Annotated in this window: 17 protein-coding genes; 11 read left to right on the top strand and 6 right to left on the bottom strand. The window is 62.7% G+C overall.

Annotated elements, in window-relative coordinates:
* Positions 1 to 176 precede the first annotated feature (176 nt).
* On the bottom strand, positions 177 to 3,110 hold the full coding sequence (glnE, locus tag E6B08_RS02170; protein ID WP_136912578.1) for a bifunctional [glutamate--ammonia ligase]-adenylyl-L-tyrosine phosphorylase/[glutamate--ammonia-ligase] adenylyltransferase: 2,934 nt from the start codon (positions 3,108 to 3,110) through the stop codon (positions 177 to 179).
* A gap of 383 nt (positions 3,111 to 3,493) precedes the next feature.
* Here glnE and aceE point away from each other — a divergent pair, with 383 nt between their 5' ends.
* From aceE to E6B08_RS02140, 6 genes are all read left to right on the top strand, one after another.
* The gene (gene aceE, locus E6B08_RS02165) at positions 3,494 to 6,139 is read left to right on the top strand and encodes a pyruvate dehydrogenase (acetyl-transferring), homodimeric type (protein WP_136912577.1); all 2,646 of its coding nucleotides are present in this window, start codon (positions 3,494 to 3,496) and stop codon (positions 6,137 to 6,139) included.
* A 13-nt stretch (positions 6,140 to 6,152) separates the two neighbouring features.
* The gene (gene aceF / locus E6B08_RS02160) at positions 6,153 to 7,787 is read left to right on the top strand and encodes a dihydrolipoyllysine-residue acetyltransferase (RefSeq protein ID WP_136912576.1); all 1,635 of its coding nucleotides are present in this window, start codon (positions 6,153 to 6,155) and stop codon (positions 7,785 to 7,787) included.
* A 372-nt stretch (positions 7,788 to 8,159) separates the two neighbouring features.
* Positions 8,160 to 8,849, top strand: coding sequence for an NYN domain-containing protein (locus E6B08_RS02155; RefSeq protein WP_136912575.1), 690 nt, complete (start codon positions 8,160 to 8,162; stop codon positions 8,847 to 8,849).
* 140 nt (positions 8,850 to 8,989) lie between these two features.
* The gene (locus E6B08_RS02150) at positions 8,990 to 11,680 is read left to right on the top strand and encodes a GGDEF and EAL domain-containing protein (protein ID WP_136912574.1); all 2,691 of its coding nucleotides are present in this window, start codon (positions 8,990 to 8,992) and stop codon (positions 11,678 to 11,680) included.
* A gap of 154 nt (positions 11,681 to 11,834) precedes the next feature.
* On the top strand, positions 11,835 to 12,503 hold the full coding sequence (msrA, locus tag E6B08_RS02145; protein WP_136912573.1) for a peptide-methionine (S)-S-oxide reductase MsrA: 669 nt from the start codon (positions 11,835 to 11,837) through the stop codon (positions 12,501 to 12,503).
* Between the two features lie 3 nt (positions 12,504 to 12,506).
* Positions 12,507 to 13,130: a glutathione S-transferase gene (locus E6B08_RS02140; protein ID WP_136912572.1), complete on the top strand. Its 624-nt coding sequence runs from the start codon at positions 12,507 to 12,509 to the stop codon at positions 13,128 to 13,130.
* Positions 13,131 to 13,429: 299 nt separating this feature from the next.
* Here the strand turns inward: E6B08_RS02140 and creD are convergent, their stop codons facing one another.
* The 4 genes from creD to E6B08_RS02120 all read right to left on the bottom strand — a co-directional run bounded on the left by creD (position 13,430) and on the right by E6B08_RS02120 (position 17,754).
* Complete coding sequence (gene creD / locus E6B08_RS02135) at positions 13,430 to 14,758, bottom strand: cell envelope integrity protein CreD (RefSeq protein WP_136912571.1); 1,329 nt, start codon at positions 14,756 to 14,758, stop codon at positions 13,430 to 13,432.
* A gap of 200 nt (positions 14,759 to 14,958) precedes the next feature.
* The gene (gene creC, locus E6B08_RS02130) at positions 14,959 to 16,392 is read right to left on the bottom strand and encodes a two-component system sensor histidine kinase CreC (protein ID WP_136912570.1); all 1,434 of its coding nucleotides are present in this window, start codon (positions 16,390 to 16,392) and stop codon (positions 14,959 to 14,961) included.
* On the bottom strand, positions 16,392 to 17,072 hold the full coding sequence (gene creB, locus E6B08_RS02125) for a two-component system response regulator CreB (RefSeq protein ID WP_136912569.1): 681 nt from the start codon (positions 17,070 to 17,072) through the stop codon (positions 16,392 to 16,394). Before creB ends, creC begins: the two co-directional genes overlap by 1 nt.
* Positions 17,073 to 17,253: 181 nt before the next feature.
* Positions 17,254 to 17,754, bottom strand: coding sequence for an ATP-dependent zinc protease (locus tag E6B08_RS02120; RefSeq protein WP_136912568.1), 501 nt, complete (start codon positions 17,752 to 17,754; stop codon positions 17,254 to 17,256).
* Positions 17,755 to 17,935: 181 nt separating this feature from the next.
* Here E6B08_RS02120 and E6B08_RS02115 point away from each other — a divergent pair, with 181 nt between their 5' ends.
* Together E6B08_RS02115 and E6B08_RS02110 are read left to right on the top strand one after the other, a co-directional pair.
* Entirely contained in the window at positions 17,936 to 18,823 is an 888-nt protein-coding gene (locus tag E6B08_RS02115) for an acyltransferase (RefSeq protein WP_136912567.1), read from the top strand.
* 244 nt (positions 18,824 to 19,067) lie between these two features.
* Positions 19,068 to 20,417, top strand: a complete 1,350-nt coding sequence (locus tag E6B08_RS02110; RefSeq protein ID WP_136912566.1) for an APC family permease — start codon at positions 19,068 to 19,070, stop codon at positions 20,415 to 20,417.
* 187 nt (positions 20,418 to 20,604) lie between these two features.
* Here the strand turns inward: E6B08_RS02110 and E6B08_RS02105 are convergent, their stop codons facing one another.
* Positions 20,605 to 21,180, bottom strand: coding sequence for a DUF2780 domain-containing protein (locus tag E6B08_RS02105; protein ID WP_136912565.1), 576 nt, complete (start codon positions 21,178 to 21,180; stop codon positions 20,605 to 20,607).
* 290 nt (positions 21,181 to 21,470) lie between these two features.
* Between E6B08_RS02105 and E6B08_RS02100 the strand changes: the two genes are divergently transcribed.
* The 3 genes from E6B08_RS02100 to E6B08_RS02090 all read left to right on the top strand — a co-directional run bounded on the left by E6B08_RS02100 (position 21,471) and on the right by E6B08_RS02090 (position 23,408).
* Entirely contained in the window at positions 21,471 to 22,223 is a 753-nt protein-coding gene (locus E6B08_RS02100) for an RHS repeat-associated core domain-containing protein (RefSeq protein WP_136912564.1), read from the top strand.
* A 54-nt stretch (positions 22,224 to 22,277) separates the two neighbouring features.
* The gene (locus E6B08_RS02095) at positions 22,278 to 23,015 is read left to right on the top strand and encodes an RHS repeat-associated core domain-containing protein (protein ID WP_136912563.1); all 738 of its coding nucleotides are present in this window, start codon (positions 22,278 to 22,280) and stop codon (positions 23,013 to 23,015) included.
* 111 nt (positions 23,016 to 23,126) lie between these two features.
* Positions 23,127 to 23,408, top strand: a complete 282-nt coding sequence (locus E6B08_RS02090; protein ID WP_416194365.1) for a hypothetical protein — start codon at positions 23,127 to 23,129, stop codon at positions 23,406 to 23,408.

Raw genomic sequence — 23,408 nt, 5'->3', positions numbered from 1 at the left:
CCAGAAACGGTCGGGGAGGCTGCAGGCTGCGTTACAGCCTGGCCTCCCCTCTTTATATTCAGGCTATGTGGCGGACAGTGTAACACTGGGGGTGCGAAGTGCCCTCATCGCCGGCAAGCCGGCTCCTACATGAACCGCAAAGGCCCGGTAGGAGCCGGCTTGCCGGCGATTGGCCCTCACCTCAAACCGAGCTCTCCCCAGATCCGCCGCACCTCGCGGCGCTCATCGGCGAACTGCGCCGCGTCGATCACCCCGGCCTGCTTCTGCAAGGCCTGACGGTGCGACGCCGAGCGGAACGCCTTGTACACCTCGCGCAGCAGGACCGCATCGCTGGCCGGCATCAGGCCGGCCTGCTCGAGTTCCTCGAGGATACGAATGTTATCGGTCCAGCGCAGGATGGCCGGATGGTCGTGGGACCAGGCCAAAGCGGCGTATTGCACCATAAATTCGATATCGACGATACCGCCGGCATCCTGCTTGATGTCGAAGGGCATGCCGGCGTCGAAGGCATTGCCCGCAGTGCCCGAGGCGGTGGCCTTGGTGCCGAGGTTGTCGCGCATCTTGGCGCGCATTTCGCTCACTTCGGTGCGCAGCCCGGCCAGGTCGCGGGCGCGCCCCAACACCTTGGCGCGCACCCCCTCGAACGCCGCCGCCACCTGTGGGCAGCCCACCAGCACGCGCGCGCGTACCAGCGCCTGGTGCTCCCAGGTCCAGGCCTCGTTCTGCTGGTAGCGCTCGAACGCCCCCAGCGAGCTGACCAGCAGGCCCGAGGCCCCGGACGGGCGCAGGCGCATGTCGACCTCATAGAGCTGGCCGGAGTTGGTCTGGGTGGTCAGCAGGTGAATGATGCGTTGCCCCAGGCGGGTGAAGAACTGCGCGCTGTCGATCGGCTTGGCACCGTCGGTTTCCGCCTGCGGGTCGCCATCGTGGATGAACACCAGGTCCAGATCCGAGCCGTGGCCAAGCTCCAGGCCACCGACCTTGCCGTAGCCGATGATGATGAAGCCGGGGTCGCACAGGCTGCCGTCGCTGCGCTTGGGCTGGCCATGGCGTGCCACGGTCTGGCGCCAGGCCAGGGCAAGTACCTGGTCGAGGATGGCCTCGGCGAGCCAGGTGAGGTAGTCGCTGACCTTCATCAGCGGCAGGTTGCCGGTAATCTCCGAGGCGGCCACACGCAGGCTGTGGGCCAGCTTGAAGTGGCGCAGCGCTTCCATCTGCTGCTCCAGGTCGTCCTCGGGGATGCGCGTCAGTCGCTCGCGCAGTTCGGCGGCCAGCTCTGGAGCCAGGGGCGGGCTGAACAGCCGCCCCTCGTTGAGCAGTTCGTCGAGCAGCAATGGATAGCGCGCGATCTGCTCGGCGATCCACGGGCTGGCGGCGCACAGGGTCAGCAGCCGGCGCAGGGCCCCCGGGTTCTCGGTCAACAGCACCAGGTAGGCCGAGCGCCGGGCCACCGCCTCGACCAGCGGCAGCACGCGTTCGAGCACCAGGTCAGGGTTGGCGTGCTCCACGGCCTGGGCGAGCAGACGCGGGATGAAGGCATCCAGGCGCTCGCGGCCAATGCGCTGCATCGAGCGCAGCTGCGGGCTGGCCCGCAGGCCGGCCAGGCGGCGCAAGGCTTCGGCGGGTTGATGGAAGCCGGCCTCTTCGAGCTGGCGACCGGCCGCGTCCTCGTCCTGGGCCTGCTCCCACAGCGGCGACCATTCGCCACCGACCACCAGCTCGCCCTCGCTTTCCTCTTCGTCGGGGTCGGCGATGACCTGGCGGAAATGCCAGTCGACCCGGCCACGCCAGTACATCAATTGGTCGTGAAACGCCTGCCAGTCGGCGAAGCCGAGCATGTAGGCGATCCGCGCGCGATCGCTATCGCCTTCGGGCAGCATCTGCGTCTGGCGGTCGGCGATGGCCTGGATGGCGTGCTCGGTGTAGCGCAGGAATTCATAGCCCTCGCGCAGTTCCTGGACCACTGCCGGCGGCAGGTAGCCCTGCCCTTCCAGGGTCGCCAACACCTTGAGCAGCGGCCGCTGCTGCAAACTCAGGTCGCGCCCACCATGGATCAACTGGAAGGCCTGGGCGATGAACTCGACCTCGCGGATGCCGCCCGCGCCCAGCTTGATGTTGTCGGCCATGCCCTTGCGCCGCACCTCCTGCTGGATCAGGTGCTTCATGGTGCGCAGCGCTTCGATGGCGGAGAAGTCGAGGTAGCGGCGATAGACGAACGGGCGAAGCATGTCCAGCAACTGCGCGCCGCTGGCCTGGTCGCCGGCGACCACCCGCGCCTTGATCATCGCGTAGCGTTCCCAGTCGCGTCCCTGGTCCTGGTAGTAGTGCTCCAGCGCGTTGAAGCTCAGCACCAGGGCGCCGGACGAGCCGTAGGGGCGCAGGCGCATGTCGACGCGGAACACGAAGCCATCGACGGTCACCGGGTCCAGGGCCTTGATCAGCCGCTGGCCGAGGCGGGTGAAGAACTCCTGGTTGTCCAGCGAGCGCTTGACCCCCTCGGTTTCGCCGCCTTCGGGGAAGGCGAAGATCAGGTCGATGTCCGAAGACAGGTTCAGCTCCACCGCGCCCAGCTTGCCCATGCCCAGCACCACCATGTGCTGGGGCAGGCCGCTGCGGTTGCCGATCGGCGTGCCGAACTGCTGACAATGGCGCGGGTACAGCCATTGGTAGGCCTCGTCGATGGCCGCATCGGCGAGATCGGACAGGTCCTGGCAGGTTTCGCCCAGTTCGGCCTGGCGGGTGATGTCGCGCCAGATGATCCGCAGCTGCTGGCGGTTGCGCTCGCGTCGCAGGTTGCGCGCCAGCTCATCCTCGCTCTGCGCCGCCTGGGCCACTGCGGCGATGTGCCCGCGCAGCTCGCCGGGGGCGTAGCGCCGGTCGAGTTCGCCACTGGCCAGCAGCGTGCAGAGCATCAAAGGTTCGCGCTGGGCCTGGTCGAGGACGAAGTCGCTGGCAGCGGCAACCTGATCGAACTGTTGCCGGTGCACCGGGCTCCAAGCCTTGAGGTCGAGGTCTGGGTAAGCGGCCACGGCATCGTGCAGGAACTGCTGGTTACGTGCGACCAGCGGCTGCAGGGCGGCGGGCAGATCGAGCGGCAAAGGCAGGCGCATGGGCTATCCTTGATCGGCGAGAAAGTGAAGGGTAGAAGCGGCCACGGGGACGCTGGACCACGGTTGGACTGTCGTACAAAAGTTGGAAATAGCTGAAAAATCCGAAACATTGGCAAGAAACATCACTAAACACCCGCTCGCGACACCACGCCAACCAACATGAACGTTTTTCCCCACAAGCCGAGGTGCGACCAAACGTCGCATTTCTGTAGTTTTACTACTACCCCGAAGCGGTAAAAGCATGAAATGCGAAAGCATTTGTAGTAAAACTACACGGCGCCGGATCACACACCGGTAATCCAAGAATTCACGACGTCTGCCCATAAGGCCAGTCGCAAACTCAGGCCCCCGATTCTGGTGGCCTTTCCGCCCTGGAGCAAGCCATGCAAGACCTCGATCCAATCGAAACCCAGGAATGGCTGGATGCCCTGGAGTCGGTCCTCGACAAAGAAGGCGAAGACCGCGCTCATTACCTGATGACCCGTATGGGCGAGCTGGCCACCCGTAGTGGCTCGCAGCTGCCGTATGCCATCACCACGCCGTACCGTAATACCATCCCTGTCACCCACGAAGCACGCATGCCTGGCGACCTGTTCATGGAACGCCGCATTCGCTCGATGGTGCGTTGGAACGCCCTGGCCATGGTCATGCGCACCAACCTGAAAGACTCGGACCTGGGCGGACACATCTCCAGCTTCGCCTCCAGCGCCACCCTGTACGACATCGGCTTCAACTACTTCTTCCAGGCCCCGACCGAAGAACACGGCGGTGACCTGGTGTTCTTCCAGGGCCACGCCTCGCCTGGCGTCTACGCTCGCGCCTTCATGGAAGGCCGCATCAGCGAAGACCAGATGAACAACTTCCGCCAGGAAGTGGACGGCAACGGCCTGTCGTCGTACCCGCACCCATGGCTGATGCCTGACTTCTGGCAGTTCCCGACCGTTTCGATGGGTCTGGGTCCGATCCAGGCAATCTACCAAGCTCGTTTCATGAAGTACCTCGAAGCCCGTGGCTTCATCCCGGCCGGCAAGCAAAAGGTCTGGTGCTTCATGGGCGACGGCGAGTGCGACGAGCCGGAATCCCTGGGCGCGATCGCCCTGGCCGGCCGCGAGAAGCTGGACAACCTGATCTTCGTCATCAACTGCAACCTGCAGCGCCTCGACGGCCCGGTTCGCGGCAACGGCAAGATCATCCAGGAACTCGAAGGCGTGTTCCGTGGCGGTGGCTGGAACGTCAACAAGGTCGTCTGGGGCCGCTTCTGGGACCCACTGTTCGCCAAGGACACCAACGGCGCCCTGCAGCGTCGCATGGACGAAGTCATCGACGGCGAGTACCAGAACTACAAGGCCAAGGACGGTGCGTACGTCCGTGAACACTTCTTCAATACCCCAGAGCTCAAGGCCATGGTCGAAGACCTGTCCGACGACGAGATCTGGAAGCTCAACCGTGGCGGCCACGACCCGTACAAGGTCTACGCGGCATACCACCAGGCTGTGAACCACAAGGACCAGCCGACCGTCATCCTGGCCAAGACCATCAAGGGTTACGGTACCGGTGCTGGCGAAGCCAAGAACACCGCGCACAACACCAAGAAGGTCGACGTCGACAGCCTGCGTCACTTCCGTGACCGCTTCGACATCCCGGTCAAGGATGCCGACCTCGAAAACCTGCCGTTCTTCCGCCCAGAAGAAGGTTCCGCCGAGGCCAAGTACCTGGCCGAGCGCCGCACCGCCCTGGGTGGCTTCGTGCCGCAGCGCCGCGCCAAGAGCTTCAGCGTGCCGACCCCGCCACTGGAAACGCTCAAGGCGATCCTGGATGGCTCGGGCGACCGCGAAATCTCCACCACCATGGCCTTCGTGCGCATCCTGGCGCAGCTGGTCAAGGACAAGGAAATCGGCCAGCGCATCGTTCCGATCATCCCGGACGAAGCCCGTACCTTCGGTATGGAAGGCATGTTCCGCCAGCTGGGCATCTACTCGTCCGTGGGCCAGCTCTACGAGCCGGTCGACAAGGACCAGGTGATGTTCTACCGCGAGGACAAGAAGGGCCAGATCCTCGAGGAAGGCATCAACGAAGCCGGCGCCATGTCGTCGTTCATCGCTGCCGGTACCTCGTACAGCTGCCACAACCAGCCGATGCTGCCGTTCTACATCTTCTACTCGATGTTCGGCTTCCAGCGTATCGGCGACCTGGCCTGGGCCGCTGGCGACAGCCGCACCCGTGGCTTCCTGATCGGCGGTACCGCCGGCCGTACCACCCTCAACGGTGAAGGCCTGCAGCACGAGGACGGCCACAGCCACATGATGGCGGGCACCATCCCGAACTGCCGCACCTATGATCCAACCTACGGCTACGAGCTGGCGGTGATCATCCAGGACGGCATGAAGAAGATGACCGAAGAGCAACAGGACATCTTCTACTACATCACCGTGATGAACGAATCCTACCAGCAGCCAGCCATGCCGGCCGGTGTCGAGGAAGGCATCATCAAGGGCATGTACCTGCTGGAAGAAGACACCCGCGAAGCCGCGCACCACGTGCAACTGATGGGCTCCGGCACCATCCTGCGCGAAGTCCGCGAAGCTGCGAAGATCCTGCGTGAAGAGTTCAACGTCGGTGCCGACGTGTGGAGCGTCACCAGCTTCAACGAACTGCGTCGCGACGGCCTGGCCGTGGAACGCGCCAACCGCCTCAAGCCTGGCCAGAAGCCACAGCAGACCTACGTCGAGCAGTGCCTGAACGGTCGCAAGGGTCCGGTCATCGCCTCCACCGACTACATGAAGCTGTTCGCCGAGCAGATTCGCCAGTGGGTGCCGAGCAAAGAGTTCAAGGTCCTGGGTACCGATGGCTACGGCCGCAGCGACAGCCGCAAGAAGCTGCGTCACTTCTTCGAAGTCGACCGGCACTTCGTGGTGCTGGCTGCCCTGGAAGCCCTGGCTGACCGTGGCGAGATCGAACCCAAGGTTGTGGCTGACGCCATCGTCAAGTTCGGCATCGACCCGGACAAGCGCAACCCACTGGACTGCTGAGGAGTATCTTTAAGTGAGCGAACTCATTCGCGTACCTGACATCGGCAGCGGTGAAGGTGAAATCATCGAGCTGTTCGTCAAGGTCGGTGACCGTATCGAGGCTGACCAGAGCCTGCTGACCCTGGAGTCCGACAAGGCCTCCATGGAGATTCCGGCCCCCAAGGCCGGCGTGATCAAGGAACTCAAGGTCAAGCTGGGCGATCGCCTGAAAGAAGGCGACGAGCTGTTGGTCCTGGAAGCCGAGGGCGCCGCTGCTGCGGCCCCTGAGGCTCCTGCCGCCGCACCTGCCCAGGCAGCAGCGCCTGCTCCTGCAGCCGAAGCGGCGCCTGCTCCTGCTCCGGCCGCAGCCCCGGCTGCCGCCAGCGTGCAGGACATCCACGTGCCGGACATCGGCTCGTCGGGCAAGGCCAAGATCATCGAAGTACTGGTCAAGGCCGGTGACACCGTCGAAGCCGACCAGTCGCTGATCACCCTGGAGTCCGACAAGGCGTCCATGGAAATCCCGTCGCCCGCCGCTGGCGTGGTGAAGGAAGTGATCGCCAAGCTGGACGACGAAGTCGGCACCGGTGACCTGATCCTCAAGCTGGAAGTCGCAGGCAAAGCACCTGCTGCCGCCCCGGCTCCGGCTGCTGCACCGGCCAACGCCGAAGCCGCGCAAGCAGCAGCGCCTGCCGCTGCTGCCCCGGCTGCCGCCCCTGCGCCAGTGGCCACCGCTCCGGCCGCCGGCAGCAACGCCAAGGTGCATGCCGGCCCGGCCGTGCGTCAGCTGGCCCGTGAATTCGGTGTCGACCTGGGCGCGGTCGCCGCGACCGGCCCGCACGGCCGTATCCTCAAGGAAGACGTACAGGTCTACGTCAAGTCGGTCATGCAGAAGGCCAAGGAAGCACCGGCCGCCGGCGCGACCGGTGGTGCCGGCATTCCGCCGATCCCGACCGTCGACTTCAGCAAGTTCGGCGAAGTGGAAGAAGTCGCCCTGACCCGCCTGATGCAGGTCGGCGCCGCCAACCTGCACCGCAGCTGGCTGAACGTGCCGCACGTCACCCAGTTCGACTCGGCCGACATCACCGAGCTCGAAGCGTTCCGCGTCGCGCAGAAGGCCGTGGCCGAGAAGGCCGGCGTCAAGCTGACCGTTTTGCCGCTGCTGCTCAAGGCCTGTGCCCACCTGCTCAAGGAGCTGCCGGACTTCAACAGTTCGCTGGCACCAAGCGGCAAGGCGATCATCCGCAAGAAGTACGTGCACATCGGCTTCGCCGTGGACACCCCGGATGGCCTGCTGGTCCCTGTGATCAAGAACGTCGACCAGAAGAGCCTGCTGCAACTGGCTGGCGAAGCCGCGGCCCTGGCCGAAAAGGCGCGCACCAAGAAGCTGTCGGCCGACGACATGCAAGGCGCCTGCTTCACCATCTCCAGCCTCGGCCACATTGGCGGCACCGGCTTCACGCCGATCGTCAACGCGCCGGAGGTGGCGATCCTCGGTGTCTCCAAGGCCACCATGCAGCCGGTCTGGGACGGCAAGGCCTTCCAGCCGAAGCTGATGCTGCCGCTGTCGCTGTCCTACGATCACCGCGTGATCAACGGCGCTGCCGCCGCGCGCTTCACCAAGCGCCTGGGCGACCTGCTGACCGACATCCGCACCATGCTGCTGTAACAGGCAGCCAACCTGCCTCCCTCCGGGGAGGCAGGCACCCTTTTCGAGCTGCCACGCTCGTACCTCAACCCCGCCCTCTGGCGGGGCTTTTTTTGCCTGAAATTCAACACGATCGTTAGGAGCTTAATCACAACGCGTCCGGAAGCGTCCTACGAAAGCTCATTTGCTGTTGGACGTATGCTGGAAGCTCAACCATTCATGTAATGGTGCTGCTCCTGGTTATCGCAGATACAAAAAACCGATTGCGGCCATTTCATGAATAGTGGAACATGAACTCACTACTCAGCCCCGTACGCAGTGATTCAGTTCACTGGCCGTTGGGGTGAAAAAACCGGCCAAGGCCGGTTTTTTCGTTTTTAGGAATAGTCAATCTTGCGTACCGCGTGCTTTGTCGACGGCTACAACCTCTTCTATGGCCTCTTGGCCGGCACCCAATACAAGTGGCTTGACCTTCAGGGCCTCCTGGCCCATATCCTACGTGTCCAGCACCCTGGAAATACGCTGGAGTCAGTCAGCTTCTTCACTACCGGCGTTAAACCTTCCCTGGCCTCCCGTGGCACTGCCTCCAAAGAAGCCCAGGACACCTATCTGAGGGCATTGATCGCACTAGGTGTGGAGGTTTTCCATGGGCGCCATCAGCTGGAGCCAGGCAAAGCGCCCCGCTTCGTTGACAAAAGAACTCCAGCTTCTCGAAACGATCAAGTCGAAATCTGGAAGCTCGAGGAAAAAGAAACAGATGTTCACATTGCAATCAGCATGTATCGACTTGCTGCGCGACAGGCGAAATTGGCACCTGAGCAAAGGGTCGGGCAACTGGTGCTGGTCTCCGCCGATACAGATATGACTCCAGCCCTGCGTGCGCTTCATGAAGATTTCCCAACGCTGAAATTGGGTGTGATTCTTCCGCACCGAGAGGGCACCCAACGTACGGTGCCTGGATCGCTGAAGCATTATGCCCACTGGATGAGGCACGTTGTTTCGAACGTTGAGCTAGCCGAGCACCAGCTTCCACAGCGTGTAGCGACTCGCAAGAAACCCGCCGACAAACCCTTCTACTGGTAACCAGCCTTAAGGATTCTCGGCCAATGGCCGAAAACCTGACTGATACCCCATATGGCCGCTTGCCAGCTTTGGGGACATGATGCAACCTTGCCAGATGCGCCGCCGTCCCAGGCCGCGTCACCTCTTCAAGCGAGTCTTCGATGAAAAGCCAACCCGATGCCGCCAGCCGTGTGGCGGCCGAGGTCGTCACGCAGCTTCCCGTGCCCTCGCGGCTCGGCATGCTGCGTTTCGAAAGGCTCAACGAAGCGAGCTGGGCCATGCTCTACCTCGACCCGACTTGCGAACGCGAGTTCGCCATGCCCGCCGCCGACCTCTGCGCACTGATCGACTCGCCCTACGCCAGCCTGATGGAGCCCGAGGCGCGCTACGCATTGCACGACGACATCCAGCAACAACTGGGCCGCCGCGGCTACTACCGGGTGCGCTACACCCTGCATGCCCAGGCCGGGTCGCTGCGCCTGCTGGAAACCGGCGAAGCCTACAAGCAGCACAACCGCCAGTTGCTGCGCGGCTACCTGACGGTGCTGGACGACCAGGCACATGGCGGCGCCGACCCGACCGCCGACGAGCTGGAGTCGCGCAACAACCGCCTGCAACTGGCCCTGCAACTCAACCAGCATGCCCAGCAGGAACAACTCGAACATCTTGAACGCGTGCGCGGCCAGCAGGACCTGATCCTGCGCCTCGCCCGCCAGCGCTACAGTGCCGAGAACTCGCTGCTCGAGGCCGCCGAGCTGATCACCCGCAGCGCCTGCGAGATCTACAAGGTCGACAGCGCCAGCATCTGGCACCTCGACGGCCAGCGCCTGGAGCCGATCAGTGCCTGGCTGCGCGACGAACAGGTGCATCGCCTGCCCGAGCCGATCGACGCCAGTAGCTTTCCCGACTACCTCGAAGCCCTGCACACCAGCCGCGCCATCGACGCCCACAACGCCCGCCACGATCCGCGTACCCGCGAATTGGTGGCAGCCCTGCCGGTGACCGACAATGCCATGCTCGACGCCAGCATCCGCGTCGATGGCCAGGTGGTGGGGGTGCTATGCCTGGAACAGACCGCCACACCCAGGGCCTGGCAGTCCGACGAGATCGCCTTCGCCGGCGAGCTGGCCGACCAGTTCGCGCAGGTCATCACCAACCACAACCGACGCACCGCGGCCAGTGCCCTGCACCTGTTCCAGCGTGCCGTGGAGCAAAGCGCCAGCGCCTTCTTGCTGGTCAACCGCGACGGCGTGGTCGAGTACGTCAACCCAAGCTTCACGGCTATCACCCAGTACAGCACCGAAGAGGTTCAGGGCCGTCACCTGGCCGAGCTGCCGGCACTGGAAAACCTCAGCGAGCTGCTGTTCGACTCGCCATCGAGCCTGGCCATGGGTAACAGCTGGCAAGGCGAATTCAAGAGCCGGCGCAAGAACCTCGAACCCTACTGGGGCCAGCTGTCGATTTCCAAGGTGTACGGCGACAACCGCGAGCTGACCCACTACATCGGCATCTACGAGGACATCACCCAGTCCAAGCTGGCCCAGCAGCGCATCGAGCGCCTGGCCTATACCGACAACCTGACCAACCTGGGCAACCGCCCGGCGTTCATCCGCAGCCTCGACGAGCGCTTCGCCCACGTGGGCGACAGCCCGATCTGCCTGTTGCTGGTGGACATCGACAACTTCAAGCGGATCAACGACAGCCTCGGCCACCAGACCGGCGACAAGCTCCTGGTAAGTCTGGCCCGGCGCCTGCGCAACAGCCTCAACGCCGACGGCATGCTGGCCCGCTTCGCCAGCAACGAATTCGCCGTGCTGCTCGACAACACCAGCCTGGAAGACGGCCAGGGTGTCGCCCAGCAACTGCTGCACACCCTCGACAAGCCGATGTTCGTCGACAACCAGCTGATCAACGTCACCGCCTCGGTCGGCCTCGCTTGCGCGCCGCTGCATGGCAGCGACCCGACCACGCTGATGAAGAACGCGGGCCTTGCGCTGCACAAGGCCAAGGCCAACGGCAAGCACCAGGTGCAGGTATTCACCGAGGTGCTCAATGCCGAGGCCAGTTACAAGCTGTTCGTCGAGAACAACCTGCGCCGGGCGCTGACCCAGAACGAGCTGGAGGTGTTCTACCAGCCCAAGCTGTGCCTGCGAAGCGGTCGCTTGCTGGGCCTGGAGGCGCTACTGCGCTGGAACCACCCCGAGCGCGGCATGATCCGACCCGACCAGTTCATCAGCGTGGCCGAGGAAACCGGCCTGATCATCCCCATCGGCAAATGGGTGGTACGTCAGGCCTGTTGCATGAGCCAGCAACTGCGCAAGGCCGGCATGGGCAGCCTGCACGTGGCGATCAACCTTTCGCCCAAGCAGTTCTCCGACCCCGACCTGGTCGCCTCGATCGCCAGCATCCTCAAGGAAGAAGCCCTGCCCCCGCACTTGCTGGAGCTGGAACTGACCGAGGGCCTGCTGCTGGAGGCCAGCGAAGACACGCACCGCCAGCTCGACGAGCTCAAGGCCCTGGGCCTGAACCTGGCCATGGACGATTTCGGCACTGGCTACTCGTCGCTGAGCTACCTGAAGAAGTTTCCGATCGACATCATCAAGATCGACCGCAGTTTCATCAACGAGATCCCCGACAACCAGGACGACATGGAAATCACCTCGGCGGTGGTGGCCATGGCCCACAACCTCAAGCTCAAAGTGGTGGCCGAGGGTATCGAGACGCCCGAGCAACTGGCGTTCCTGCGCAGGCACCGCTGCGACGTGGGGCAGGGTTACCTGTTCGACCGGCCGATCCCGGGGCGCGAGCTGGAAGCAAAACTCAAGCGCTATCCGCGCGGTCCAATGGCCTGACAGCGGCGTAAAGCTCGGGCACTATAGAACCCATTCGGGCCCTTTCGCGGGCAAGCCCGCTCCTACAGGATCTCCACAGCATTCAGATCCTGTAGGAGCGGGCTTGCCCGCGAAGGGTCCTGCACCTATCCAACTGACAAACAGAGGAACGGCCATGGTCCTGCGTTCTGAAATCCTGGTGAACAAAAACGTCATGCCTACCGCCGAGCAGGCCCTGCCCGGCCGCGAAACCCCGATGACCCTGCCTGAGTTCCACTACGTGTTCGAAGGCACCCCGCTGCTCGGCCCGTTCTTCGAAGGCAACATCGACTTCGCCATCTTCGGCCTCGGCTGCTTCTGGGGCGCCGAGCGCCGCTTCTGGCAGCGCGAGGGCGTGGTCAGCACCGTGGTCGGCTACGCCGGCGGCTTTACCCCCAACCCTACCTACGAAGAAGTCTGCTCGGGCCTGACCGGCCATACCGAGGTGGTGTTGGTGGTGTTCGACAAGGACAAGGTCAGCTACCGCGAGCTGCTGGCAATGTTCTGGGAACTGCACAACCCCACCCAGGGCATGCGCCAGGGCAACGACATCGGCACCCAGTACCGCTCGGCCATCTACTGCACCAGCCCCGAACAGCTGGAGCAGGCCAAGGCAAGCCGCGACGCTTTCCAGGCCGAGCTGAGCAAGGCCGGGTTCGGCGAAATCACCACCGAGATCGACCAAGCGCCGACCGTGTACTTCGCCGAGGCCTACCACCAGCAATACCTGGCCAAGAACCCGCAAGGCTACTGCGGCATCGGTGGCACCGGCGTATGCCTGCCACCCAGCCTCCAGGGCAACTGAAACATGAGCACGATGACCCTGTTCCATTCGCCGTTGTCGCCCTTCGTGCGCAAGGTCATGGTGGTGCTGCACGAAACCGGGCAGCTCGAACGCGTGACCTTGCAGCCGGTGAACGTCAGCCCGGTGAGCGGCGACGAGCAGCTCAACCAGGGCAACCCGATCGGCAAGATCCCGGCCCTGCGCCTGGCCGACGGCACGGTACTGCACGACAGCCGGGTGATCTGCGAGTACCTCGACCTGCAGCATGTCGGCGAGCCGCTGCTGCCACGCGAGGGCTCGGCGCGCTGGCGGCGCATGACCCTGGCCTCGCAGGCCGATGCGATCATGGATGCGGCGGTCTCCAGTCGCTATGAAAGCTTCCTGCGGCCTGAGGACAAGCGCTGGGATGGCTGGCTCGAGGCGCAAGCCGGGAAGATCCGTCGGAGCCTTGCCAACCTGGAGCAGGAGCACCTGGCCGAGCTCATGTCCGGCTTCGATCTCGCGGCGATTGGCGTGGCGTGTGCGTTGGGGTATCTGGATTTGCGCCAACCTGAATTCGGTTGGAGGGAGCGCCAGCCAGGGTTGGCGGCCTGGTATGCCGAGGTGGCCAAGCGGCCCTCGATGGCTGCCACGGCACCGGTGGCCTGACCGCCCTCTTCGCGGGACAAGCCCGCTCCCACAGACACAGCGCAGTACCTGTGGGAGCGGGCTTGCCCTGCGAATGGGCTGCACAGCAGCCCCAGGCCTCAACGCGGTATTACAGGAAACAACTCCCTGATTCTGCGGGCCAACCAGCGCCCAATCTCCCACAGACACAGCGCAGTACCTGTGGGAGCGGGCTTGCCCCGCGAATGGGCTGCACAGCAGCCCCAGGCCTCAACGCGGTATTACAGGAAACAACTCCCTGATTCTGCGGGCCAACCAGCGCCCAATCTCTCTATCCTCCCTCATGCCGCCCTCCCCACCCGCGCCCAGTCCAGCCGCCGCGTCAGCACCATGAACACGCCCAGCAAGCCAAAGCACAGCAGCGAGCCCATCAGCAGCGCGTAGTCCTCGGCACTGAGCAAGCCATAGAGCATCGCGTACAACGCCGCCAGCCCCGCCGCGAATCCCACCCCTCGCCCCAGGCTGCGCAACACGTGGCTCAGGTAGAAACCGATCAGCAGCACGCAGGCCGCTGCCGACAGCGCATAGGCCGGGCCAAAGCCGATGTGCTCGGACAGCGACAGCAACAGCAGGTAGAAGAACGCCAGGGCCACACCGACCAGGATGTACTGCACCGGGTGCACGCTGAGACCCTTGAGTACCTCGAAGAGGAAAAAGCCAGCAAAGGTCAGGGCAATGAACAGTAGCGCGTACTTGATCGCCCGTTCACTCTTCAGGTACTGGTCAACCGGGTCGACGAAGCTCACGCCGAAGGTACGCTCGCTGAAGTCCGCGCATTGCCCGCCAGTGGCGCACTGGCGCAGGGCATCTTCGAGGTTGGTGGCGAAGAACGAGGTCTGCCAGTGGGCCGTGAAACCTTGCTCGTCGATGTCGCGGCGGCTGGGCAGATAGCTGCCGACGAAGCTTGGGTGCGGCCAGTTGGCGTGCATGTCGACGCTGCTGGTGCGCCCCACCGGCAACAGGTGCAATTGCCCCGTGCCTTGCAACGCCAGGTCGAAACCGTAGGTGAATTGCCGGGCTTGCTGGCCCTCGAGCTGCGCCAGCGGCACATGCACGCCGCTGCGCATCCAGTCCAGGCCGGTGCCGGCCTCGAAAGGCACGCGCTGATCGTCGACGCTCAGCTCCAGGGCATTCTCGATGCCGCGGATATCGGTGATGCCGATCACCAGGAAGGGTTTGTCGAAGCGATAGTCGTCGTAGTCCTTTTCGATGCCCCAACGCGCCGGTAGCTTGAAGCTGCCAGACAGACGCCCCTTGGCGTGGAACAAACGCGCCTGGTAGATGCCTCGGGCGCGCAGCTCGGTATCCACACCCAGGTCGGCATCGAAGGTTTCCGGCAGGAAGTACAGGTGGCCGGCGACGGTGCTGGTCTCCTCCACGCTCTGGCCGTCCTTTTCGATCCAGCGGCGCTGATACTTGCGGTACGGCACCACCAGAAGCGGGCCGCTGATCTGCTGGTCGTAGCTGGCGCTCTGGGCGATATCGTGCAGCACGCCGTCACGCAGTTGCTGACGTTCGTCGATCAGGCCGCTGATCATCAGCAGGGGGATGAGCAGCAGCACGATCAGCAAGGCGATGGTGCCGAGCTTGAAACTCAGGGTCTTGTTCATGGGGCCTCCTATGGCAGTGGGCGCAGTGTCTGCGCCTTGCATGGAGGCTGTGTGGGGATTGTGTGGGGATTCGGTGTTTTTGGGGCTGCTGCGCGACCCATCGCGGCGCAAGGCCGCTCCTACACAGATCGCCGAGCGTTGCACATTACCTGTAGGAGCGGCTTCGTGCCGCGATGGGCCGCGCAGCGGCCCCGGCGACATCAGCTGATACGCCGAGCCGGCAGCCACAACCGCACCCTTACCCCGCCGTCGACGTTCTCTACCTCTAACGCCCCACCATGCAGCTGCATCACCTCGGCCACGAAGTTCAGACCCAAGCCGGTGCTCTTGCGCCCGGTCCCTGGCCGCGGCAGCGAGTAGAACCGCTCGCTGACCCGCTCCAGGGCATAGTCCGGAATCGCCTCACCTTGGTTGAACAGGCTCAACGCCACGCGCTCGCCCTGGCGCTCCAATTCGAACAGCAGTGCGCCACCGGGCGGTGTGAAATCCAGGGCGTTATCGAGCAGGTTGGCCAATGCCTGACGCATCAAGAACGGGTCGCACCATAGCCGCAGCGCCACCGGCACGCGCTGGCGAACCTGCAAGCTGCCGCCCTCGATGCGAGGCGCATGCGCCAGCAGCAGCTCATCGACCAAGGGCGCCAGCGCCACCTGCTGTTCATCCTCCAGCGCCTGCATCTGCTCGACCCGCGCCAGGTTGAGCAGCCGTTCGATCATCTGCTGCAAGCGCTCGCTTTCCCGTTCGATGTTGCCGGCAAAGCGTGCCCGCTGCTCATCCGGCATGTCGCCCTGGAGCAGCTCGGAGGCGCCGCGGATCGCCGCCAATGGGCTTTTCAGCTCGTGGGTCAGGGTGTGCACGTAGCGCTCCACGTAGGCCTTGCCTTCGAGCTGCGTACGCATGCGTTCCACGGCGTTGGCCAGGTGCGCCAGTTCACCGCCCTTGTAGTGCGGCAAGGCCGCGCGCTGACCTTCGCTGACCGCCTGGGCATAGCGGGCCAAGCGCCGCAGCGAGCGGGCCAGCCACCAGGACAGTGCCGCGCCGATCACCAGCCCCAGGCCGATCAGGCTCAGCCCCAGGATCAGCAAGCGTCGCTCGGAGCGGTCGATATAGGGCTGCAATGAGCTGTTGGGTTTGGCCACGGTCACCACGCCGATGATCTTGCCGGCATCGACGATCGGCGCGGCGACATGCATGACAGACGTGCTCTCGTCGTCCGCCACGCTGCGTGTGGAGCGCGCGCCGTACTGGCCACGCAAGGTCAGGTAGACGTCGTTCCATTGCGAATAGTCCTTGCCCAGGTCCTGCCCAGTGGAGTCGAGCAGCACGATGCCCTTGGCGTCGGTGACATAGATGCGGTGACTCACCGCCGCCTTCTCCAAGCCCCAGATCTGCGCACCGGGGCTGCGCAGCCCATAAGCCTTGAGCACCTCCGGCAAGCGACTTTGGCCGAGGGTGCCGGCCTTGACCTCGTCATGGAGGATTTCGGCCAGCAGGTTGGCGGTATCGACCAAGGTTTCCTCGGAGGACTGACGGACCACCGGTCGGATCTGCTCACGCACGGTATTGAGCAAAAAGTAGCCGGCCAGGCCGACGAACAGGAAATACACCAGGAAGATCCGGATCCCCAGGCGCATCAGGCGTGGTCCGGGCTATAGCTGTAGCCGAGGCCACGATGGGTCTGGATTGGCTCGGCGTCGCTGACCACCTGGCGCAGCTTGGCGCGCAGGCTCTTGATGTGGCTGTCGATGGTGCGCTCGTAGCCGACGTCGGAGGCCACGCCCAGGGCGTCGAGCAACTGCTCGCGGCTGAATACCCGCCGGGGTTGCTCCAGCAAGCATTGCAGCAGGCGGAACTCGTGGCGGGTCAGGGGAAGTGGCTGACCACGGTAGGTGATCTGCATCCGCAAGGTGTCGAGGTGGAACAGCGTGGCCTCGCTGGCAGGCTCGGCCCTGGGGGCCATACGCTTGAGAATCGCACGTACCCGCGCCGCCACTTCGCGAGGGCTGAACGGCTTGACCACATAGTCGTCGGCACCGATCTCCAGGCCCACCACACGATCGATCTCGCCATCGCGGGCACTGAGAAACATCACCGGCACCTCACTGAAACGGTGTAGCTGGCGACAGGTTTCAAAGCCCGTCATGTCGGGCAGACCGATGTCGAGGATGATCAGGTCGGCGGGGCACTGGCGCTGCTGGTCGAGGGCAGCGCTGCCCAGGGTCACCCAGGCGGTGCTGTGGCCATCGGCCTGCAGGGCGTAGACCAGGGTGTCGGCGATGGCGGCTTCGTCTTCGACGATGAGAATATGGGGCATGATGCGCGGCCTGTGCAGATGTCGAGGGCAACGCATTATTGTGTAGGAGCGGCCTTGTGTCGCGAAAGGGCCGCGAAGCGGCCCCGGCAATATCTGCATCAACGCTGACATCGTGGGGCCTTGTGTCGCGGCCCTTTCGCGACACAAGGCCGCTCCTACAAGGGGCCAGTCCGGCTTCAGGTCAGCAGTCGGGCTTGCCTGCGGTGAAGCGCTTGGCCGGGTTCACCGCCGCCTTGAACTCGCGCAGCGCCTTGGCGCCGACCAGCAAGGGGTAGTTGAAATGGCTGCGGTCCACCAGGTTGACCTCGACGGTGCGCTTGACATCACCCAGGCAAAGCTCCAGGTCGACCACCGGGCGCTTGGAAAGCTCGGGCGCATCGCCCTCTTCTTCTTCATCGACTCGGTTCTTGATCTTGCTGATACGCGACAGCTTGTGTTCGTACACCTTGCCATCGGCATCCTTGGTGGCCAGGCGGAATCGAACCCACTCCTCGCCATCACGGGTGAACAGTTCGATGTCCTTGGCAGACAGCGAGGCGGTGTAGGCGCCAGTGTCCATCTTGGCCTTCAGGGTTTCGCCGATTTCCGGTAGGCCGATGTTCTCGTACCGGCCATACAGGGTGGGCTCGGCAGCCATGACAGGCAGGGCCAGCAAGGACAAAAGGGCAAGCAATGGTTTCACGGGCAAGCTTCCTCGAATGGGTCAATGCTTAGACTGTTGGAATGAGTTAGGTTCGTTGTAACCAGGGTAAACAACATAATGTGAAACATTTGTCCTCACCGTCGGGCATTGGACATTTGGCGTAGCCCACCGGGCTGCTTATCATTGCCGACCGCTTACGTCCTACAACAAGAGTCTTCTTATGCGTCGCCTGCTGATTGGCATTCTTACGACCACCCTGCTACTGCTCAACACCTTGGTGTTGATCGGTCCGCTACTGGTGTTCGCCCTGCTCAAACTGGTCTTGCCAGGCCGTGGGCGCGACTATGCCTCTTGGGGGGTGATGTGGATCGCCGAAACCTGGTCGGAGATCGACAAACTGATCTTCGCCCTGTGCATTCCCACCCAGTGGGATATCCGCGGTGTCGAGAAGCTGCGCCAGGACACGTCGTACCTGGCGGTGAGCAACCATCAGACCTGGGTCGATATCCCCGCGCTGATCGAAAGCCTCAACCGCCGTACACCATTCTTCAAGTTCTTCCTGAAAAAGGAGCTGATCTGGGTGCCGTTGCTGGGCCTGGCCTGGTGGGGGTTGGATTACCCGTTCATGAAGCGCTACAGCAAGGCCTTCCTGGAAAAGCACCCGGAGCTCAAGGGCAAGGACCTGGAAATCACCAAGGCCGCCTGCGAGTTGTTCAAGCGCCAGCCGGTGACCGTGGTCAACTACCTGGAAGGCACACGCTTCACCGAGGCCAAGCGCCAGGAGCAACAGTCGCCCTATCGCCATCTGCTCAAGCCCAAGGCCGGCGGGGTGGCGTTCGTGCTGGCTGCATTGGGCGAGCAGCTCGATGCACTGCTGGACGTGACCATCGTCTATCCGGGCAACCAGGCGCCTGGGTTCTGGGCGTTGCTCAACGGCAGCATCAGTCGGGTGATTATCGACATTCGCGTGCGGGAACTGGACCCGGCGCTGTGGGCTGGAGACTACGAGAACGACCCGGTTTTCCGCCAGACCGTGCAGGACTGGGTGAACCAGCTGTGGGTCGAGAAGGACCAGCGGATCGAGCAGTTGCGGGTGGAGATGGGCTGATCTCTTTTTGGCCCTCAATGGCCTGTTCGCGGGTAAACCCGCTCCTACAGGATTTTTACCGCCCTTCAGAACGGCGCGGTGCCTGTAGGAGCGGGTTTACCCGCGAAGAGGCCTGAACAGACCCTAAAGAATCCCGATTAAAACCCACGCTAATAATCAAAATAAGGATTACTTTTTTGTCATCCCCCACCTAAGTGGATAAAAATCGATCTAATCACAACTAGAAAAACGCCAGGATCGATCAATGGCCCATCCACCTTGCTCCCCCAACGCGCAACTGCGCCGTGTCCTGGGCCTACCCGCCCTGGTGTTCTTCGGCCTGGTCTACATGGTCCCCCTGACCATCTTCACCACCTACGGCATCGTCACCGAGCTCACCGGTGGCCGCACTGCCGGCGCCTATCTGGTCACGCTGGTGGCCATGCTGTTCACCGCCGCTTCCTACAGCTTCATGGTCAAACGCTTTCCGGTGGCAGGTTCGGCATACTCCTACACCAACCTGGCCTTCGGCCCAAATGTCGGTTTCCTCGCCGGCTGGTCGCTGCTGCTGGATTACCTGTTCCTGCCAATGATCAACTACCTGCTCATCGGCCTGTTCCTCAACATCGCCTTCCCAGCCATTCCGGCGTGGTCGATCGCCCTGGCCTCGATTGCCCTGGTCACCGTGCTCAACGTGGTGGGCATTCACTCGGTGGCCAAGACCAGCAACCTGATCGTCGGTGCGCAGATCGTCTTCATCGCAGTGTTCGTCGCGCTTTCCTGCAAATCCCTGGCTGGCCAGCCGCTCGACCTGCTGTCGCCGCTGCTGGGTGACGGCACACAACCCGGCTTCGGCCCGCTGATGGCCGGCGCTGCGGTGCTGTGCCTGTCGTTCCTCGGTTTCGATGCCGTCTCCACCCTGGCCGAAGAGTGCCGCGACGCTCGCCGCGACGTACCCCGGGCGATCATCCTCACCACCTTGTTCGCCGGCGTGCTGTTCACCGTGCTGGCCTATGTCAGCCAGCTCGTGTTGCCTGGCAGCACCTTCGCCAACGCCGATGCGGCGGCCAATGAAGTGATGCTCAAGGCGGGTGGGCAATTCCTGGCCAACTTCTTCACCGCCGCCTATGTCGCCGGCAGCCTGGGTTCGGCGCTGGCCTCCCAGGCGGCGGTGTCGCGCATCCTGTTCACCATGGGCCGCGACAACGTGCTGCCACGACGCAGCTTCGGCTACCTGTCGCCGCGTTTCGGCACGCCGGTGTTCGCCATCGCGCTGGTGTCGGCGTTCTCGCTGTTGGCGTTGGTGATCGACCTGGCGACCCTCGCCTCGCTGATCAGCTTTGGTGCCCTGGTGGCGTTCTCGGCGGTGAACCTCGCAGTGGTGAAAACCCACTTGATCGATGGCAACGCTGCGCGTACGCCCAACGCGCTGCTGTGCTATGGCGTGGTGCCGCTGGTGGGATTGGGGCTGACCCTGTGGCTGTGGACCAGCCTGTCGGCGCTGACCCTGGTGATTGGCCTGTGCTGGTTCGCCCTGGGCCTGGCGTACCTGGCGGTACTGACCGCCGGTTTCCGTCGGCCGGTGCGGCTGGTGGACTTCACAGAAGCTGCCTGACCGAACGCAATCCTGCTGTTCTTGTGGGAGCGGCCTTGCGTCGCGAAAGGGCCGCAAAGCGGCCCCGGCAATCTCTGCGGTGACGCTGAAATCCTAGGGCCGCTTCGCGCCCCTTTCGCGACGCAAGGCCGCTCCCACAAGTGGTGCTGCGCCAGGCTTGAAGGCCGGCACTGGCGCTAGAGAACCGTCAGACCGAAGGTTGGGTCAACGGCGCCGGGGTGGTCCACAAACTCCCAAGGTTCTGCAACAACGACCCGGCAATCCCTTGCTGTCCCAGGTACTGCAGGATCAACGGCGCAAACTGCCCGATCATCCCGGTATCCATCCCCAACGCCTTGAACGCGTTGTCCAGGTCGGTGCGGTTCTCCACGTCGTTGCCCAGGGCCTTGCTCAAGGCCGACTGGCTTTCGCTGTTGTTGCCCAGCAACTCACCCAGCCCGCTCAGCCCGCCCAACGCGTTGGCGCCCGACAGCAGATCCAGCCCCGGCACCGCCTTGGTCAGCTGGCCGTAGTCGTCACCACTGAGGTTATTGCGCGCCAGCCCGAGCATGGCCCCAGCCCCACCCACGGCCTGCTCGGGAGTGATCTTCAATTCGCTGCCCAGGGTGTTGAGCAGATTGGCCTGCGCCTCGGGCGCCTGAACCTGGCCCTGCTGTTTTTGCGTCTGCATGGCCGACACGGCGTTGGCGGCGTCGCTCAGGTTAAAGGCGAACACCGGGCTTGCGGCCAGGGTCATCAGGGTTGCCAGGGTGAAAGCTTTCATGGACGGACCTCGTCGGCCGGAATGGCCGGGAAACGAGGCGTTGGACTGGGGGCTTGAATCTTTGTTCCGGGCCGGTTGTCGGGGTGGGGCTGCCGGCCTCATCGCGGGCTGTCGCCCACAGGTCAAGTGCTGCAGTCCGGATCGATGGCGAAGCTTCCAGAGCGGCCTGACAAGCCTTGATATCAAACCTATCACTTTTGCCAGTGGTAACGCGCTCGTGACTGCTCGATACTCGAAACATCATGTCCAAGCACTAGCGAGACAGCATCGTTTTAGATGAGGGTCCAGATATGCCCCAAGGCGAAAATCGCGCATACTCAGCCTACGGGTACGCCACAGATCAATCATTCAGCGAAACGCTTTCTGGATTTAAAGGCGAACTCTATCTAGCCGTCCTCGGCAGTTATCTGCTGGGCAACGGATATCGCATTTACTCACCACACTTGCTGCGATTCCTTTCGCCAGACTCATGTTCCCCATTCGCTGAGGGCGGCCTCAACCATTACGCCTATTGTCTAGCCGACCCAATTAATTACGTCGATCCGTCTGGACAATTTTCTGTCAAGCAATTGCTGAGTCGTCGTACTCAGCCACGCAGAAATTCACTCGCATCTGCGGGAGCTAGAGAACGTCACCCTATACAACTGGCACAGCCGCAACCCGGTTCGACTCAGGGACGTAGCGTGCCAGACGGTTTCGAGCTGGTGGGTTATCATGGCAGCTCGAAAAAATATCAAGCGTCGTTGGAAGCAGGCATTAAGCCTCGACCTGGGGACGACAACACCATGGGAGCAGGGTTTTATTTCTCTTCGCGTCATGATATCGCCTCAATGTATGGTGCACACGGCCCAGGTAATCAGCATGTATACGGCGTGTACGCAAGGAATTTCAAACACCTTGAGCAAGGGAGGGACTTTGACTATCTAGGGGGCAGCAAGGAACTATTTGTCGTACGCGAAAGAGCGTTTGCTAACTTCGCAGTGAGGGCTCAGATAGAGGGCAAGCTCATTCGCAGGAACTCCTATACCAAGGAGCACATTTAAATGGGGCCCGATCAACTTCCTCTCTAACCACACTGTCAATCAGGAAAGATGTGAATGAACCTATACACGCCCTACGGCTACTCAGCCGCTACATCATCCACGCTCGGCATCCTTGCATTTTGTGGCGAACCGGTGGATAGGACAACCCAGAGTTATTTGCTCGGGCAGGGATATCGGTCCTATCAGCCTTTCCTGATGAGGTTTTGTCAGCCTGATCGCATGAGTCCTTTCGGAGAGGGTGGTGTGAACAGCTATGCCTTTGTGGGTAACGACCCGGTCAATTATACGGACCCCACTGGCGGCTTCAGACTGTTCCGACGCGGGCGAACCTACAGCGGCCAAGCTAAAGTAGTGGACCTTGGTTTTGCCTTTATGGCTAAACATCCTACTGTTAAAGGCAAGCGCGCCATCACTGCAATCGTTCACGGTCAGGCGGGGGCCGTAGAAGGCGAACGCAGACCTGTTTCAGCGGCACGTTTTGCAGCGTCCCTTGATAAGAAAGGATTTGAGACCTCCCGATATGACATTCACATAATTTCATGTATGTCTGGAGATCCCGCACAGGATAGACAATCATTTATACAGTCACTGTCGAACATCACCGGACGGAACGCTCATGGCTACTCAGGCACGGTCACGGCGAATCCAACGTTCGGGCGTACATCAAATGCTTTGACTCCAATCAAGGTCCGGGTAGTGTCTAAACTCCCGTCCTATGCTGAGTACAAGAAAGATTTTGTCTACCAGCCCCGGGTCGCGTCCCCACAAAAAGCCATACGTGACCCTGGCTGATACTCTGGAAAGCGGTGGCCAGGCTGCCCTGCCAGCATGCAACTTTTTGACGATGTCCGAATGGGCTTGAAGCAATCTGCGCGAACGCCTCCATGTAAAGAGATTTGAATCATGAACAAAGCACAGAATAATTCGCTGTTCTTCTATCAAGGCGACAGGCTGGTTACCGTGAAACAAGGCGCCGTCAGTCGCACTATTTTCCGCACCCCAGACCTGCCGTTGGCCGAGCAGCAAACGGCCGGCAGCACGACGGCAGGCCTGCTCGCCACCGACGACAAAGGTTCGGTGCTGTCGGTGCAGGAGGCCGATGAAGACGAGCCGCACGGTTACTCCGCCTACGGGCACGACCCCGGGTTGCCATCGTCACGCACGCTGCTGGGTTTCAATGGCTAA

The organism is Pseudomonas putida (assembly GCF_005080685.1).
In the GTDB taxonomy this organism is placed as follows: Bacteria; Pseudomonadota; Gammaproteobacteria; order Pseudomonadales; family Pseudomonadaceae; genus Aquipseudomonas; species Aquipseudomonas putida_V.
Note: the sequence above shows the minus strand (reverse complement) of the source record. Positions and strands in the feature narration are given on the sequence as shown.

Excerpts from the sequence above, each read along its gene's own strand:
- aceE (WP_136912577.1), top strand. The coding sequence starts at position 3,494 with ATGCAAGACCTCGATCCAATCGAAACCCAGGAATGGCTGGATGCCCTG.
- E6B08_RS02115 (WP_136912567.1), top strand. The coding sequence starts at position 17,936 with ATGCGTCGCCTGCTGATTGGCATTCTTACGACCACCCTGCTACTGCTC.
- E6B08_RS02110 (WP_136912566.1), top strand. The coding sequence starts at position 19,068 with ATGGCCCATCCACCTTGCTCCCCCAACGCGCAACTGCGCCGTGTCCTG.
- creC (WP_136912570.1), bottom strand. The coding sequence starts at position 16,392 with ATGCGCCTGGGGATCCGGATCTTCCTGGTGTATTTCCTGTTCGTCGGC.
- glnE (WP_136912578.1), bottom strand. The coding sequence starts at position 3,110 with ATGCGCCTGCCTTTGCCGCTCGATCTGCCCGCCGCCCTGCAGCCGCTG.
- E6B08_RS02090 (WP_416194365.1), top strand. The coding sequence starts at position 23,127 with ATGAACAAAGCACAGAATAATTCGCTGTTCTTCTATCAAGGCGACAGG.
- E6B08_RS02105 (WP_136912565.1), bottom strand. The coding sequence starts at position 21,180 with ATGAAAGCTTTCACCCTGGCAACCCTGATGACCCTGGCCGCAAGCCCG.
- E6B08_RS02150 (WP_136912574.1), top strand. The coding sequence starts at position 8,990 with ATGAAAAGCCAACCCGATGCCGCCAGCCGTGTGGCGGCCGAGGTCGTC.
- creD (WP_136912571.1), bottom strand. The coding sequence starts at position 14,758 with ATGAACAAGACCCTGAGTTTCAAGCTCGGCACCATCGCCTTGCTGATC.
- E6B08_RS02140 (WP_136912572.1), top strand. The coding sequence starts at position 12,507 with ATGAGCACGATGACCCTGTTCCATTCGCCGTTGTCGCCCTTCGTGCGC.
- creB (WP_136912569.1), bottom strand. The coding sequence starts at position 17,072 with ATGCCCCATATTCTCATCGTCGAAGACGAAGCCGCCATCGCCGACACC.
- msrA (WP_136912573.1), top strand. The coding sequence starts at position 11,835 with ATGGTCCTGCGTTCTGAAATCCTGGTGAACAAAAACGTCATGCCTACC.
- E6B08_RS02095 (WP_136912563.1), top strand. The coding sequence starts at position 22,278 with ATGAACCTATACACGCCCTACGGCTACTCAGCCGCTACATCATCCACG.
- E6B08_RS02100 (WP_136912564.1), top strand. The coding sequence starts at position 21,471 with ATGCCCCAAGGCGAAAATCGCGCATACTCAGCCTACGGGTACGCCACA.